We start from the raw sequence: 15,047 nt of genomic DNA, 5'->3' as shown, positions 1-15,047 counted from the left end.
CATAGGGTCTGATGCGACCGCTTGCTCAGAACCTATGGCTTGATGAGGTGTAGGACAGTTTGGTTTCTATCCCGTGTAAGCCTTTGCTGATTGGTTTCCCGCTAGAATGGTTGCACTGAGGGCGACTGCTTTACTAGCGTGAGCGTTGCTGATCCTGAGGAGGATTTGATCTGGAAGTTCCTGATCAATAGCACTTATTTCAGATCGATTCATCTTGTAAATCAGCAACGGCCTGTGTGGACTATGGTTTCGTTAGCCCGTAAAAATCTACTCAAAGACCTACCACGGTTTCTGGTGGCCCAAGCCGGTATTATGTTTGCCGTCAGTTTGGTCACAATCCAAACTGGTATCCTTAAGGGGTTTACTCGATCGACAACGCTGCTGATTGATAATTCGGCTGCCGATATTTGGGTTGCGTCAGAAAATATCGTTAACTTTGAGCTCACTGAACCGTTTCCCTATGTGCAGGTTCAGCGGGCCCAATCAATTGAAGGGATAGCCCGTGCAGAGGCACTCATCATGGGGTCAGGCCGCTGGTATGCGGACGGTAATCTGACAACGCTACGGGTGTTTGGGTTTGACCCCAATGGACAACTATTTCGTCCCGGTGAGGTTTCCGATGCAACACTGAAAGCTTTAAGTGCTCCCTATTCAGCGTTGATTGACCGCACCAATATGCGTTCATTTCGGATTGATGGTGTGGGAGATACGGCTCGCATTCGTCAGTTGCCGGTCATGGTAGTCGGCTTGACCCAGGATACCCAATCTCTGGTTTCTAGCAAATTTGTTTTCACATCTTTGTTGAATGCCAATGCCTATATTAGTTCTGGGTTTTCGGCTGGATTAACCTGTCAGCTTGGGAATGGTGATATTACCTGTGTGAATGCCTATCAGCGTGATCCAGATGCGGCGAGTGCTGATGTGGGTGATCCAGAACCGCTCAGCTCAGATTCTCCGGTGACCTACATTTTGATCAAAGCTGAGCCGGGGGAAAATTTACAAACTCTCAAGCAACGCATAGAGTCTTCTCTGTCGGGAACTAAGGCGTTCACTAAGGATGAACTGATTAATATCACCCAGGCCTATTGGCAGAATCGTACGGGCATAGGTTTTATCTTAGGGTTAGGGGCCATTGTCGGTGTGATTGTCGGCATGGTAGTGGTGGCTCAGATTTTGTATACGTCGGTTTCTGAAAATCTGCGGCAGTTTGGCACCCTCAAGGCTATGGGGGCTTCAGATTGGGATATCTACAGCGTGATTTTAGAGCAGTCGCTGTGGATGGCGGTGTTGGGCTATGTGCCAGGTTTATTGCTGTGCTGGGGAATAGGCACTTGGACGGCGGCGACCCAAGGGATTGTGGTGTTGATTACCCCCCTAAGTGCTTTTGGGGTATTTGGCATCACGGTTGTGATGTGTGTTGGGGCTGCTGTTTTTGCGATTCAGAAGGTGACACGGGTGGATCCGGGAATTGTGTTTAAGGCATAACCGCCTGAGATGAAGAGAGACGTGAATGTGAGGTGTGAGTTTAAGAATTAATGGTTGCGATCGCAGCAAATAACATCCAAATGTCCTTTATGTCGGGCACCACTGAAACCAAGGTGCTCAAGGGCATTGATCTGGCCATTCCCCGTGGTCAAATTCGACTGATGATGGGGCCTTCTGGGTCTGGAAAAACGACGCTGCTATCGATTTTGGCAGGGATTTTGACGCCTACAGCCGGGCATGTAGAGCTACTGGGCCAAGAAATTACAAAGCTATCGCCCAAAGAACTTACCGCTTTTCGCCGTGACCACATCGGCTTTATTTTCCAAAGCTTTAATCTATTTCCTGCCCTCACTGCTTTGGAAAATATTGAGCTAGCCCTACAGATCAAGCATAAAAAAGGATTGGCTATCAAAGAACAAGCTTTTGATTTACTAAAACAGGTGGGGTTAGGTGATCGGGCAAATAATTTACCAGCGGATCTATCGGGTGGTCAAAAGCAGCGAGTTGCGATCGCCCGGGCGCTGGCTGGTGAGCCGGAATTAATTATGGCTGATGAGCCCACAGCGGCACTGGATTCTGCCACTGGCCATGATGTAATCGAGCTAATGCAGTACTTAGCGAAGAATAAGGGCTGCACAGTGCTGATCATTACCCACGATCCACGCATTACCGATGCTGCCGATGAGATTACTTACTTAGAAGATGGCGTTTTAGCCAAGCAATCAAGTTTAGTTACTGGATTGCACTGAGGAAGCTTTAATTGATTTCATTCTATTGTTAAGCTTTGGTAGAGGTATTGTGTAAAATATTAGCTGCTATGACTAATGTTTCTCAAGTCGAAACTTTTCTTAAGAACTTGAAAATCATGCTCTATTAGGTAATAGCTAATCTATATAAAACTTTCAAAATAAATCATCGACTCTAAAGGTGTTCTTGAGGATGATTTTTTAGGATCTTAGACCAATTCTCAAATAGGTTCTATAGCTTGGATGGACTTCCCAGATAAGTTCATCGTTTCTATTTTTATCAGTGGTGAATAAATCTGGATCATCACAAAAATTTGTAAAATTGATACTATCTCCGGCAGAGTTAGAAAGGAAGCCTATTTTATAAAGAAAGGCTCCTAATTGTTCAGGTTCTGAGTATGGGAAAGAGTCAACATCAGGTACTTTGCTATCTCCTCTTTTTACTATATATTTATACTGAAGTAAAAGGGTTAGTTCAGTATATTTGTACCTAGCTTTCCCAGCTCGAAAAGCATCAATTAAATTATCTAAGTCACTGAATTGATGATCATGTTCCTTTATAAGATCGTTTTTTCGAAATTTGCCAAATGTTTCCATAACATCTGAAATTTGTTGGATTCCAACCCTGTTAAATTTAGTTTTATGAGTCTGTTTTGCAGCCATACGACATAGCTGTCCCATCCATCTAGGGCGATTGTTAGAAAGAGTTTTTATAGGGACAAAAGGAGAGCCGTCTTTATTTCCCCATCTCATAGGAAATGTAAAAACCAACTTAAATAAAGATCCGTGATTTCTTTGAAAATCATACTCAACCTCTTTTGAATTAGGATGGTTGCGCCTAACATATGAGTGGATTCTTTTCGCAAGCATATTTTGAAGTTGCGCACGAGTCCAGTTAATCTCAATGATATATTGCTCCCATTTATCTAGATCTTCAATATGACTAAGGCTATTCCATACATCACTTCGTACAGTAGATCGAATTTTTAAGTTCTTTAAATCTGTCGCCAAAGATCGAATAGCTGAAAAGAAAGAACTCACTCTGATCTGATACTCTTCACTATTTATGAATTTAGCGTCAATGTCATCTATTAAAAGCCAAACATCTGTATTTTTGTTTTTCGCATTGTAGCTGGACAGTAGTTCTTTCCAATTACTAGGTACCGAATCTTGTATCGCTACATCTAACAAAGGTATTTTGCTTTGAATTCTAGTTATAAGGGCACCAACAATATTCTTGTTTTTGATTCCCTCAAGTTCCGCAGCTTCAACCATAGACATAGATTCATGTGTGAAAGCGAAGCCAATTCTTTTGCCTATTTCTATATTTATTTGCTTGCATATTATTTGACGCCAGTAGTTCTCAAGATATGCCTGATCTTTATCTTCAAATTCACCTAAGCCAAGTAAGTCATTGCCTGTAGTTTTAACAACAATTGGACTATTGCTAATATCAGTTTCTAGCTTATATTGAAGTCTTGAAAGAAGTGCTGACTTTCCCATTCCTTTGCGAGCACTAACAACGCAAAGCCGATTGTTTGGATCATAAAAGTCTTGAAAATCATCTAAATCAATAAAGTATGAATCTAGTACTTCAGGTACTTCATCTTCTCCAGCATCATTACCAAAAAGACTTTTATCACTCAATTTGATTTTCAAAGGAGTATACATATTGATCGAAGATAAATGGCTCACGCTAGTATAGCCAAGGTTTGATAATCACCATCACTCATCAAATTAATTTGATATTCAAATCATGATTCAGTAATTGTGAGCTCGCCTGCAATGCTGGTCAGAATTTCAGCTGCTAAACAGGGTTGTTGTCCCAGAGTTCGCATTGCTTTCTCCCCAATAATTCAGCCACAGTGGTTATAGATGCGAACATAGCGGTTAAGATGCAGTGAACTAGCTCATCATTCAGAAGCGCATTTTAAGAAAAAAATTACTAATAGGCTCTTGGATTCTACTAATGATTCGGACTAGTAGTTTAAGTTGATAGGCTGGAGCTTTTACCCCTGCAGTATTACCTAGAATTTTGAACGTTTCGCTAATGAATAACTCCCTAACGGAGATGATGAAATGTTTGATAGAGAGAGCTGTTTCTGCACGGGAAGTACAAAAACTTAACGAATTTTGCTCAGATCCCAATGGCATTTGTGAGATCGATTTTTAGCCAATAAACATGAGCCAAACGATTAGCTTTACCTCACTCTGATACTTTATGAATTTAAGGGGGGCACTAAAAAAAACTCGATTTTGCTCAATTTCTTGCAGGGTGTTGAGCGAAAAAACTAGCTACCCCGATGTAGCAGGGAATAATCATAGCTGCGTCTTAAGCTCTAACCGACGCGGCTGTTTTATGTTCGAAGATTTTATTTGCACTCCATAACGAATTGTTGAAACGATGAGTCAAAAAAGTTGGAAGATTGCTCAGCTGATGGGTGGACTGAGCCTTTTGGTAGCGCTGGCAAGCTGTACGGCCACGACGGTCGCGGAACAATCTGAAGCATCGACCGAGCCAGACACCCAAGAACTGGCAGAGTCAGCATCGGATCCTGCTACAGACATTGCTGATGCTTCCGCTGATCCGTTATCGACTGAATCAGAAACTGAAGCATCTCTTCCTACTGAGCCAGACTCTGAGATTGACCCCAGTGATGCGTTCACCAATCGAACCGATGCCAATGGTAACGTGCTGCCAGAAATTGTGGATGGTTTAGTGGTGGGCATGGACTATGAAGATGCCCGCAGCCTGATTATTGGCGATATCTGGGCTCCTAAGACTGTACCCCCCGCTAATTTAGAAAATATAGCCGTTAAATCTCTCTATGATGCTGGTTATGAAGAGATTCGTGACTGTGCAGGCACGGGTTTGGGGCTGTGCCGCATGGAGTTCATTGAGCGAGACGGATTAGTCTTTGTGGTGGTTGTTACCACATCGGAAGATACGCCAAAAGTTTGGACGTGGTCTGTGGAATAGACAAGGGATAGGGCTGCTACTTAACGACCTGCAGCTCTTTCGCAATGCCTGTCAAAATATCAGCCACTGAGCGGGGCCGCCAACCCAGGTCTCGCATAGCTTGTTCATCACTGATGCGGACACAGCGGTCATAGATATAGTGGACTAGCTCACTATGGGTAATGCTGATAATAAGATCGCACGCTTACTTGCTAGCCGCTTAGACATATTTAGACATAGTATTATTGTTCTACTCAATTGCTGTCTGACTCACACTTGCTAGGATCTATACAAAGAACCAGAGTATTCAAATGGCATTTGTAATCACTGCGGGTCTGCCCCCCTTAGAGCTAAATACTGATGGTGTTGTCCTGGTTGGTAAAACTCGGGTTACTTTGGACACTGTGGTGAACGTTTTTAAGCAAGGCACAACTGCCGAAGAAATTGCCTATCGCTATCCGGTACTGAGGCTAGCCGATATATATGCCACAATTGCCTTCTACTTAAATCATCATCAGATGGTTGATGAATATTTAGTAGAACGCCAGAGTCATGCTCAAGCAGCCCAAAAGTTAAACGAAGCTCGCTTAGACCCCAATGGCATTCGTGATAGACTGCTAGCCCGTAAATAGGAATCTATATAGCTGTCAGCTCATTGGCAATATCGGTCAGAATTTCAGGCACTGAGCGAGGCTGCCAACCCAGATCTCGCATGGCTTTTTCACCACTGATGCGGACACAGCGATCGTAGATATAGTGGACTAACTCATTATTTAGAGGCGCATTCCAGGAAAATAGCTTGCCAATGGGGTCCAAAATACCGCCAATGGCTCTAACCAATGGTTTGGGTGCATCAGCTGGAGCGCTTACCCCGACTCCATCGCCTAGAATCTTGAACATTTCGCCAATGGATAGTTCTCCGGCAGAGATGATGAAATGTTCGCCAGAGGGAGCTTTTTCCGCAGCCAAAACCATGGCCTGGACAAGGTCGTCCACATGGACAATGCCGGTGATGCGATCGCACCCCGGCCACAATGGCAGCCGCCCCTTCAAAAACAACTTAATCACCGGCCCAAAGTGCGGATCATCCGCTCCAAAAATTCCCCCCGGCATCAAACTTACCGCCGCAAACCCATCGGTTACATGCTGATTCACCAATTGCTGCGCCTTGTACTTCGTCTCATCATAGGCAGACGAAAATCCTGTTTGCGTACGTTGATAGGTCTCATCAATCACCTGACCAGCCGTATCACCATAGATGCCAATGGTGCTGCAATAGATCAGTTTGGGAGGATGATCTTGAACCCTGATCGCCCCCAAGACTGTACGAGTCCCTTCCACATTCACCCGCTCCATCCTGGCCGCATCCACAATACCCAAATCAACACAAGCAGCAATGTGAAACACCACATCCACCCCTGCCATCGCCTGACTAAGTATTGCTGCATCAGTAATGTCACCGTAAGCTAGTTCAATATCCATGTTTGCGAGCCGTGACAGATCGCTCGTGCGGCGAACTAAGCCAATGACCTTATGCCCCTGGGAGCTGAGCAGCTTAACTAAATGGGAACCAGTGAAGCCATTTGCTCCTGTAACAAGTGCTTTCATGCGTTTGCTTGATGCTTTTTAGTAAACCTGATGAACCCAAGGGATCTAATGCCAGTGACTCTGGGCTTAAGCTGTTATCGTAACGGAAATCTCGTCGTTTTTATGGATTGTACAACCGACACAGCTGCATTAATAAAGCAGCTAAGATGAGACAGCTAAGACAACGTTGAACTAATAACTCAGCCATCATCACTAATTTCATTTATTCAAATGAGTAGTTTTGGTTTACCTAAAACCAAAAAAACGCTGAATAAAAGATTGCTTTTCTACTTTACATATTTACCTAAAGCAGGATGCTTTTAGAGTATCCCATTGAATGAAAACAACAATTGAAAAGTCTGACTTTGTTCTGACTCCCTATATGCAGAGCAATAATTGGCGTGCTACATATCAGGTCTTAAACACGCTGATTCCATACATTCTTCTATGGGTTTTAGCCGTAAAAGTTGCCAAAATCTATATTTGGCTCATACCTCCAATCATCATTCTTTTAGTACTTTTCTCATTGCGCTGCTTTTCTTTAATGCATGATTGTGGACATTACTCACTTTTTCGGTCTAAAAAAGTCAATCGAGTCGTTGGCTTTATTTTTGGTCTTGTTAATGCGATGCCCCAATATTGGTGGTCGCGAGACCATGCGTATCACCACAAAACCAATGGTGATTGGGAGCGATATCGAGGCATTGGCGATTTCTTATCGACTAAAGAGTATGCTCAGCTGACTCCATCAGAGCAAAATTTATATAGGATGCTTAGACATCCATTGATGGCATTTCCTGGTGGCTTTTTCTATCTAGCCTTTAAACCCAGAATAATTTTCGTTTTGGGTATTTATGATTTTATTTGTCATGGCTTTAGTTGCTTAAGGTCTACGCCTAAAACGAGCTGGTCGGCTATACTTTCTTCCCATCAACCGAAGCATTGGTCTACAGCTGCTGAGTTTTGGGATATCTTGCTCAACAATATTTTTGTGGTTAGTAGCTGGTTTTTACTTTGTCGTTGGCTAGGGACAGGATTTTTCTTGGGAATTTACTCCGCTGTACTGACGCTCTCAGCGGCAATTTTTATCAATGTCTTTTTTGTTCAGCACAATTTTGATGGAGCCTATGCCCACAAAACGGAAGGCTGGGACTATTTAACGGGGGCTATTGAAGGCAGTAGTTATTTAGAATTGCCCACTATTTTAAAGTGGTTTACGGCTGATATTAGCTATCACAATATCCATCATCTTTCTGAAAGAATTCCTAATTACAATCTGAAGGCATGCCATCAGAAAAATAATCATCTTCTTTTAGATTCAAAGACAATTAAGATGAGCGAAGTGTTGGACTGCGCTCAGTTTATTTTGTGGGATTCTGATGCTAATAAATTAGTATCTATCGAGGCATTTCACCGTGATCAGGCTAATACCTTTTCGTAAATTCGATAGGTTTTGTAGATGGTGGCTCCGGTGCTTTCAATGATGTTTCGCGATCGCATGTTGTCCTCATAGACCCAAGACAGTTCGGAACGCTTATAGGGGGGATTTTTCTCTGTGCCCCCCTTCATGCCTAAATACACCACTGCCAACGCCACCATGTTGCGACTGTATTCCGGTAGCGTACAAATAGCCAAAACCCTTGCTTGGTCAATCTTGCGACGGAACCAAAGAAATTTGAGAATACCAAAAATATTAAGCTTGCCCTTCACATGCTTAAGGGCAATGTTGTAATCCGGCAGAGCCATAAAAAAGCCAACCATTTTGTTGTCGGAGTCTTTTTTCGGGTCTTCTGCAATCACGAAAATATCCGTATCTACCAGAGTCTGCAGCTCCCGCGCCTCCACCATAAACTCCTCTTCAGTGCGGGCACTAGAACTCCAGTTATGGGCAAATGCTGTGGTGAACAGCTCGTAAATTTGACGACAGTCTTGCTCAAATGCTTTGCCTTTAGTATGGATGGTGCGAAACTTAATGCCAGCTTTCTGCGCGATCTTATAACCCCGTTCAAAGCTGTCGGGTAAAGGTTGATCCAGCGGTAAATCATAGGCGTAGACATCCTTAGCCTTGTGCCAGCCGTTGGCCTCCATGATATCCAGATAATACTGAGGGTTATAGGGCATCATCAGCATCGGGTCCGAATCAAACCCATCTGCCAAAAAACAACAGTTATTATGGGTCGATAGATCAATGGGACCGCGAGCTACAGTCATGCCCTGCTGTTTGAGCCAGTTGGTAGCTTCATCTAGTAGTGCCTGACCGATGTTGTGATTGTCGACGCATTCAAAAAAGCCCATGAGCCCAACCGATTTACCTTCACGTTCAATCAGGCGATCATTAACAGCCGCAACAACTCGACCTACAGGCTGTTCATTGTGGTACGCAACAAACTGCTGTAGCTTGCCGTATTGAAAAAATGAATTCTTCTCTGAAAACTTTTTAGCCGTACTCGACTCGATGGGGGCAACCCAATGGGGGTTATTGCGGTATACGTAAGATGGGACCGCGAGAAAGTCAGCTTTGTCTTTGGCGGTAGTGACCGTCTTGATGGAAAAATTACGCATAGCTGGGAAAGTCGGAACTGGGGAGTAGAGAGTAGGAGATGAAACCAAAATAAAGCCACATCTTAAGGAATAAATTTGAGTTTATTCCCCCATTACCTATGCCCTACTCCCTATTGCCTTTTTACCTAAGCGTACTGAGCAACCGCACCGCCAAGCTTCTGACGGACAGCAACCATGGCTTCTATTAGCCGATCCATTTCGGCTTGGGTATGAAGCGCATTGGCCGTAATCCGTAAGCGAGGCTTAGCAATAAACCAGATGGCCGAAACCCAAATGCCGTGTTCTTCCATGAGGGCGCGAGCAAAGGATTTGGGATCTAGGTCAGGGGGAAGCAATACGGGGACAACGTTAGTCTCACCGATGGCGTCAAAACCAGCAGCAATCAGCTTAGAGCGCAGATAACGAGTATTAGACTGCAACTTAGCCACGCGTTCTGGCTGACTGCGTACCTGGCGGATACTCTCTAATGCTGCTGCGGTGACTGGTGGGGGAAGAGAAATAGTACCGATGGAGGTGGGGGACACATCCAAAAGGTCAATGAGCTCTCGGTTTGAGGCACTAATGGCGGCACCTGCGGAGCCTGCAAACTTTGAAAAAGTCGTCATGATGATGGGTACAATGCCACGGTCAATCACAGACTGGGGAGTAATTCCAAAGTGGTCGTAAATGCCTTCACCTTTTCCACCAATGGCACCACTGGCATGGGCTTCATCCATGACCACAACGCTGCCGGGGTAGTCTTCCATGATGTCTAACATGCGGGGCAGCGGTACCACATCACCATCCATGGAAAAGACCGCGTCAGAAATTACAATCACCCGGTCATCAGGACGCACATAGCGGCGCATCTTACGCTCTAGATCGTCCATATCACAGTGACGATAGGCTTTGACCCGCACCTTGGGACTATGGCCGAACATCTTACCTGAGCGATTATCGGCATTAACCACGGCTGCAATAATGCAACCGTGGTTCAGCACGTCGCTAAAGATAATCGTCTCACGGGTATGCTGGAACCCTTGAACAGGTACTGCTAGATGGCAAAAACCATCCATTAATGCCTGTAAGGCCATCCATGCATTAAGAAACAACTGAGTATGGGGCAAATGCTTGAAAGCAGAAATTTCCTCCTCTAGCTGACGATGTAAGTCAATGCGACCACTTAGGACTGAACAAGAGCTGTTTGAGGTGCCATAACGACGAATGGAGTCGATAGCAGCCTGTGTGACAGCATCATCTTGCGCCATACCTAACACGTCGTTGGTACAAAACGTCAGAACCTGATGCCGTTTACCAGTTCCCTGTTCTTCTACATCAATCTGATTGCCATTTTTATGGTGGCAAATAAACTTGTCAGGGTATAACCCGCTTGCATGTAAACGCTGCACGTAGTCATTAACGACTTCCACAATTTACTCCTCATCACCTACATTGAGCATATCAATCAACCAAGGTCTGAGCCTAGAAAGCCGATGAACCTATAGGTACAACAGGCCTTGGCAACGGAGGCTTGGGTATCCCCAAGCGGGCGAATCACACAAGCATACCGTTACTAACCTCCTGAGATGGTGGGATAGAAGACTCTTTGGCTGCTTCTAAAGAAGATGAATGCGAAACTTCTAAATGCTCATATTGACTGACTATGACTCTTTGTAGAGCAATAATTGCTGGATTAACTTCGACGTAGTTGCGATGGGGGTCGATGGAGTAATTACGTTGTTCACTTTCCATCATTTCTACGTCTTGATGTAGAAACTTAAGAAAAATACTGTTCAAAATCACTTTTTCGAGCATTCTGGCTACGGGACCCGTCAGTAACCATTGGGGTAGTGGCAGCTTTAGGAACATTAGAGAAAAGGATTTTGTTTCGGTGGGGCCGATGGGCAACCGCATCAGATAAAGCGAGGAAACTGACTCTAAGGCGGTTGCATAGTGGGGGTATTGATAACGGATAGAGACGTTGCGGGTGCTACTGTCACTGCCTTTAGTGCCTAATCCCAGAAGCTTACTCAGAAAGCCCTTATAAGAGACTTGGTAATCGGCTGATACGCTGTTGTCATCTTGCTTTAAATTGAGCAGCTTGGGGTCATACCAGCCCTGCAGATCTTTGTGTAAAAACCCATGGAAGACGTCCATTGTATTTTCATTACAAATGGAAAAATGGGCCTGAAAATGTCCAGGAATACGCACCATAAACCAGCCTGGCTGATTATATTGAGGTACTTCTGGTAAAGGTTGGTGTTCAGCTAATTCAGCATCTCCTGGAAAAACCCAAACAATGCCATAGGCTTCGCGAGTAGGGTAGCGACGGGCTTGGGCACAGGGTAACTTTTGTTCCTTTGGGTAGTAAGGGATGCTAACACACTGACCCTCTTGATCAAACTCCCAACCATGGTAGGGACAGACCAGATTGTTGCCGTGAACCTCTCCTTGATGCAGTTCTACTCCTTTGTGGGGACAGGCATCCGCTAGCGCGTTAACGTCTCCATTGGCATCACGATAGAGCGCCAAAGAAGATTCCCAAACTCGGACAGATACTACTTCCTCGGGCTTGAGCTGATCAGCCCAAAAAACTGGATACCAATAGTTAGGGTTGATACCAACAGCACGTGCGCGGCGATATATGGGTTGACCTTTGAGAACAGTAGATGCTTCCATCTTCTAAAGCTAGAATTACAGGTTAAAAAATTATCATCATTAAAGTCTTTCCACTGTACGAGACCTAACTTGATTTTTGCTGAGTAAAGCCCTAGTAAACTCAGATTATCGACTCAAATCGGATTTCATTGTGATTGCAGTATGACGGTAGTCAACATCCTACCGATGCGATTTAGTGACGCTTCGATAACTGGCAATGAAGTCCAATAAAAATATTTGAGCCGTCGGCTACAACATGGACAGCCACCTCAAATCAAAGTAGAGATATGCACGTAACAGCATTATTAAGGTTAGGTATAAGTTTTTGCTTATACCTAACCTTAATAACCAGTTATGGGTAATGTTAACATCTATTAACTTGTCGCGAACGACTGGCCCGTGGAGGTGCGTTTCCTGCAAGTGTTACTGTGTTCCCCCCTATGACCACTGTCTATCAGAAACCGGTTCCCCCTGAGCTAGAACGGCTTGATAAATTACCACCCCCCTCATCGCCAAGACGCCAGTCTTGGCAGGTGTTGGCTGTTCTGATGATGGCAGGCTGTTTGTCGAGTGCGGCTGGAGCCATCGTTGCACCCGTTTTTCCAGAAATTGTGGCTCAGTTTGAGCTGAGTAGTCGTTGGGCTGGAGTGTTAGTGAGCACCCATACGCTGACTACGGCTCTGGCTAGTCTTGTATTTGGTCTATTGGCAAGTCGCTTAGGCAGTGTGCGTATTTTGATATCTTGCCTGCTGGGGTATGCGATTGTTGGTAGCCTGGGTGCATTGGCCCAAGGTTTTTGGGGGGTTTTGCTGTCGCGGGCGCTAGTGGGCATTGCTAGCGGTGGCATTGGGGCAGGCAGTATTGGTATTTTGAGTAATCTTTATGATGGCGAAGCTCGTACACGCATGATGGGCTACGCTACCAGTGCCTTAGCTACGGCTACGGTTATTTTCCCAATTTTGGGTGGCTGGCTGGGGTTATACCATTGGCGCTGGGCTTTTGCTCTTTATGGCTTAGGGGTACCAGTGGCTCTGGCGGGTTTGTTGGTGTTGACTAAAGGAGGTCGCCGTGCGTCTGGTATGCCTCAAACTGGGGAGATTGGCAAAACTCTTCAGCAGAGTAGTGTGTTGCTGCTTTTGCTAGCTCTGGCGACAGCCTCAGCCATTTTTTATGTAGTAGTTGTATATGCACCGCTCTATCTCAAGGAGACGATCGACGCATCTTCCTTGTTAAACGGCTTTGTGTTATCTGCTCGTTCAGTAGGTGCGGCGGTGATTGCAGCGGTAGGTGCAGCTAAGGTTTCAAAACGGTTGGGAGCTGGTGGTGCGATCGCATCTGGCTTTTTCCTGATGGCCATTTCGTTGGCGACTATCCCTAATGTGCTCTCTCCGCCGTTAATGCTACTGGCCGGATTGCTCTTTGGTTTAGGGTTTGGCTTGGTAATGCCAAATTTCTACAGTGCGTTAGCCGATCTATCCCCTGATGCCCAACGTTCAGGATTGCTAGCCATTGGTACAGGTTGTGCCTCTCTTGGTCAGTTTGTCTCCCCGTTCATTTTTGGTCCAGTGTGGGCCGCCGCAGACACCAACGTGTTTTACATAGCGGCAATTATCGCTGCTACAGTAGGTGGGTTGAACTGGATGTATCGATAAAAGCGAACGTTTGATGATTCTTAAGCAGTCGCTGCTGAACTTTCTCAAAATAGGGGCCATTCCCCTACTGTTAACTGGGGTTGCGCTCAGGCAAATCATACTGGTGCAAACGCTTGGTCTGAGTCCGTGGCATGGGGGTGGGTTTGGTATGTTTGCCTCCATTGACCGTGACGAGCGTCGTGTCATTAAAACCCGTCTAATTGATTGCCAGCAGCAGCAAGAAATCATGTTGCCTGAGCTGGTGGCTGCATCGCCTAAATTTTTGAAGGCTGAAACCTATATTCATGTCAGCACCTTTCCAACACTCCAACAGTTAAGCCGCGTGGGCCAGCGTTTGCTTTCAATAGATTCTCAGAATCCTATTGCTGAACTTTATGGGGAAAATCGTGAGCAGGGTTGCGATACTAAAATTCAGCTACAGGCGTGGCGCTTGGTGTATGACGGTAAGACCATTGTCTATGAGCCGATTGCTGATCCGGTTGAGGTTGAGCTATGACCTGGGTCAAACAATGGAATCAATGGCTAGATAATCTGCTAGAACCGCCAACTTATTTGCTCGTACTGCGGCTGACAACGCTGCTGCTGCTGCTGCATGGCATTGATCACTGGCTGTGGACCATGTTGCCAGAAAAGCTTTTAGCGGCAGCTATGTTGCTCAATCCAAGCTTGGTGCGTCGGCCCTGGGTATGGCTAGGCATGAGCGCATGCCTTGTATTTAATAACCTTTGGCACTGGTCTACTTTAGTCAACCACGAATATCTCTACACTTACTGGGTGTTGGTGTGCACCATTGCAGTTTGGAGCCAAAAGCCTAAGCAGGTACTGCGCTGGAATTCTCGCTGGCTGATAGGGTTATGTTTCTTGTTTGCCACCCTTTGGAAATTTATCGGTGGCGAATATTTAGACGGTTCTTTTTTGCATCTGACATTTTTGCTAGATAGCCGTTTAGCCATGGGGGCTGTTCTCTTTGGTGGGTTGAACCTGACCACCCTTGCCGAGAATCGTCATATTTTTGAAACCATGCAGGCGTCAGCGGCTGTGTTAAATCCGCAAGAGCTAGCCACAACACCTCGTATGGCTGCTGCGAGTTTAGTGCTGTCCTACTGGACGATTTTGATTGAGGGGCTAGTCGCTGCTAGCTTTTTGCTAAAGGTGCCCCGTTGGCTGTATCAAAAGCGAGATTGGACACTCATAGTGTTTGTGATTACGACTTATGCTGTGATTCCAGTGATCGGGTTTGGTGCCCTACTAATGGTCATGGGGTTAATCCAGGCAAAAAGTAGTTTTATCGCTCGTACTTATTTAGGGTTGCTAATACTGATGCCTCTTTGGATGCCCTTACCCCAGGGGATATTTTGGTTGATCCAAAAAATATTTTTCCATGTGTAGGGATAGTTAGTCTTGGGTGTAGAGACTAAC

At 45.2% G+C, this 15,047-nt stretch carries 13 protein-coding genes; 8 read left to right on the top strand and 5 right to left on the bottom strand.

Features of this window, described 5'->3' with window-relative positions; genetic code table 11:
* The first annotated feature begins 243 nt into the window (after positions 1-243).
* Positions 244-1,485, top strand: a complete 1,242-nt coding sequence (locus QGP82_RS02195; protein ID WP_499056887.1) for an FtsX-like permease family protein — start codon at positions 244-246, stop codon at positions 1,483-1,485.
* Between the two features lie 50 nt (positions 1,486-1,535).
* Positions 1,536-2,234, top strand: coding sequence for an ABC transporter ATP-binding protein (locus QGP82_RS02190; RefSeq protein WP_499056886.1), 699 nt, complete (start codon positions 1,536-1,538; stop codon positions 2,232-2,234).
* 198 nt (positions 2,235-2,432) lie between these two features.
* Here QGP82_RS02190 and QGP82_RS02185 read toward each other — a convergent pair whose 3' ends face one another.
* The gene (locus QGP82_RS02185; RefSeq protein ID WP_499056885.1) at positions 2,433-3,902 is read right to left on the bottom strand and encodes a P-loop ATPase, Sll1717 family; all 1,470 of its coding nucleotides are present in this window, start codon (positions 3,900-3,902) and stop codon (positions 2,433-2,435) included.
* A 733-nt stretch (positions 3,903-4,635) separates the two neighbouring features.
* Between QGP82_RS02185 and QGP82_RS02180 the strand changes: the two genes are divergently transcribed.
* Together QGP82_RS02180 and QGP82_RS02175 are read left to right on the top strand one after the other, a co-directional pair.
* Positions 4,636-5,211, top strand: a complete 576-nt coding sequence (locus QGP82_RS02180; protein WP_499056883.1) for a hypothetical protein — start codon at positions 4,636-4,638, stop codon at positions 5,209-5,211.
* A gap of 290 nt (positions 5,212-5,501) precedes the next feature.
* The gene (locus QGP82_RS02175) at positions 5,502-5,822 is read left to right on the top strand and encodes a DUF433 domain-containing protein (protein ID WP_499056882.1); all 321 of its coding nucleotides are present in this window, start codon (positions 5,502-5,504) and stop codon (positions 5,820-5,822) included.
* A gap of 4 nt (positions 5,823-5,826) precedes the next feature.
* On the opposite strand, the gene QGP82_RS02170 is transcribed toward QGP82_RS02175, so the two are convergent.
* Entirely contained in the window at positions 5,827-6,798 is a 972-nt protein-coding gene (locus QGP82_RS02170; protein WP_499056881.1) for an NAD-dependent epimerase/dehydratase family protein, read from the bottom strand.
* A gap of 316 nt (positions 6,799-7,114) precedes the next feature.
* On the opposite strand from QGP82_RS02170, the gene QGP82_RS02165 reads away from it, so the two are divergent.
* Positions 7,115-8,218 (top strand): fatty acid desaturase, encoded by a 1,104-nt coding sequence (locus tag QGP82_RS02165; RefSeq protein ID WP_163664784.1) that lies wholly within the window; start codon positions 7,115-7,117, stop codon positions 8,216-8,218.
* Here QGP82_RS02165 and QGP82_RS02160 read toward each other — a convergent pair.
* From QGP82_RS02160 to QGP82_RS02150, 3 genes are all read right to left on the bottom strand, one after another.
* Positions 8,197-9,339, bottom strand: a complete 1,143-nt coding sequence (locus tag QGP82_RS02160) for a hypothetical protein (protein ID WP_499056880.1) — start codon at positions 9,337-9,339, stop codon at positions 8,197-8,199. The two genes, QGP82_RS02165 and QGP82_RS02160, sit on opposite strands and share 22 nt — an antisense overlap.
* A 125-nt stretch (positions 9,340-9,464) precedes the next feature.
* Positions 9,465-10,748, bottom strand: coding sequence for an aminotransferase class I/II-fold pyridoxal phosphate-dependent enzyme (locus QGP82_RS02155; protein ID WP_163664788.1), 1,284 nt, complete (start codon positions 10,746-10,748; stop codon positions 9,465-9,467).
* Positions 10,749-10,872: 124 nt separating this feature from the next.
* Entirely contained in the window at positions 10,873-11,997 is a 1,125-nt protein-coding gene (locus tag QGP82_RS02150; protein ID WP_163664790.1) for an aromatic ring-hydroxylating dioxygenase subunit alpha, read from the bottom strand.
* Positions 11,998-12,416: 419 nt separating this feature from the next.
* Between QGP82_RS02150 and QGP82_RS02145 the strand changes: the two genes are divergently transcribed.
* Genes QGP82_RS02145 through QGP82_RS02135 form a run of 3 tightly spaced genes read left to right on the top strand, consistent with a single transcriptional unit; the run spans position 12,417 to position 15,017 of the window.
* Entirely contained in the window at positions 12,417-13,628 is a 1,212-nt protein-coding gene (locus QGP82_RS02145) for an MFS transporter (RefSeq protein WP_163664792.1), read from the top strand.
* A 13-nt stretch (positions 13,629-13,641) separates the two neighbouring features.
* Positions 13,642-14,124, top strand: coding sequence for a hypothetical protein (locus tag QGP82_RS02140; protein WP_163664794.1), 483 nt, complete (start codon positions 13,642-13,644; stop codon positions 14,122-14,124).
* Positions 14,121-15,017 carry a hypothetical protein gene (locus QGP82_RS02135; RefSeq protein WP_163664796.1) on the top strand — a complete coding sequence of 299 codons (897 nt, stop codon included), beginning with the start codon at positions 14,121-14,123 and terminating at the stop codon, positions 15,015-15,017. Before QGP82_RS02140 ends, QGP82_RS02135 begins: the two co-directional genes overlap by 4 nt.
* The last annotated feature ends 30 nt before the right edge of the window (positions 15,018-15,047 follow it).

It is taken from the genome of Leptothoe sp. LEGE 181152, from assembly GCF_032906605.1.
Classification (GTDB): Bacteria; Cyanobacteriota; Cyanobacteriia; order Phormidesmidales; family Phormidesmidaceae; genus Leptothoe; species Leptothoe turfae.
This window is presented reverse-complemented; position numbering and strand designations above follow the sequence as displayed.

Coding starts and splice junctions, on each gene's coding strand:
- QGP82_RS02195 (WP_499056887.1), top strand. CDS start 244: ATGGTTTCGTTAGCCCGTAAAAATCTACTCAAAGACCTACCACGGTTT.
- QGP82_RS02190 (WP_499056886.1), top strand. CDS start 1,536: ATGGTTGCGATCGCAGCAAATAACATCCAAATGTCCTTTATGTCGGGC.
- QGP82_RS02185 (WP_499056885.1), bottom strand. CDS start 3,902: ATGTATACTCCTTTGAAAATCAAATTGAGTGATAAAAGTCTTTTTGGT.
- QGP82_RS02180 (WP_499056883.1), top strand. CDS start 4,636: ATGAGTCAAAAAAGTTGGAAGATTGCTCAGCTGATGGGTGGACTGAGC.
- QGP82_RS02175 (WP_499056882.1), top strand. CDS start 5,502: ATGGCATTTGTAATCACTGCGGGTCTGCCCCCCTTAGAGCTAAATACT.
- QGP82_RS02170 (WP_499056881.1), bottom strand. CDS start 6,798: ATGAAAGCACTTGTTACAGGAGCAAATGGCTTCACTGGTTCCCATTTA.
- QGP82_RS02165 (WP_163664784.1), top strand. CDS start 7,115: ATGAAAACAACAATTGAAAAGTCTGACTTTGTTCTGACTCCCTATATG.
- QGP82_RS02160 (WP_499056880.1), bottom strand. CDS start 9,339: ATGCGTAATTTTTCCATCAAGACGGTCACTACCGCCAAAGACAAAGCT.
- QGP82_RS02150 (WP_163664790.1), bottom strand. CDS start 11,997: ATGGAAGCATCTACTGTTCTCAAAGGTCAACCCATATATCGCCGCGCA.
- QGP82_RS02145 (WP_163664792.1), top strand. CDS start 12,417: ATGACCACTGTCTATCAGAAACCGGTTCCCCCTGAGCTAGAACGGCTT.
- QGP82_RS02140 (WP_163664794.1), top strand. CDS start 13,642: ATGATTCTTAAGCAGTCGCTGCTGAACTTTCTCAAAATAGGGGCCATT.
- QGP82_RS02135 (WP_163664796.1), top strand. CDS start 14,121: ATGACCTGGGTCAAACAATGGAATCAATGGCTAGATAATCTGCTAGAA.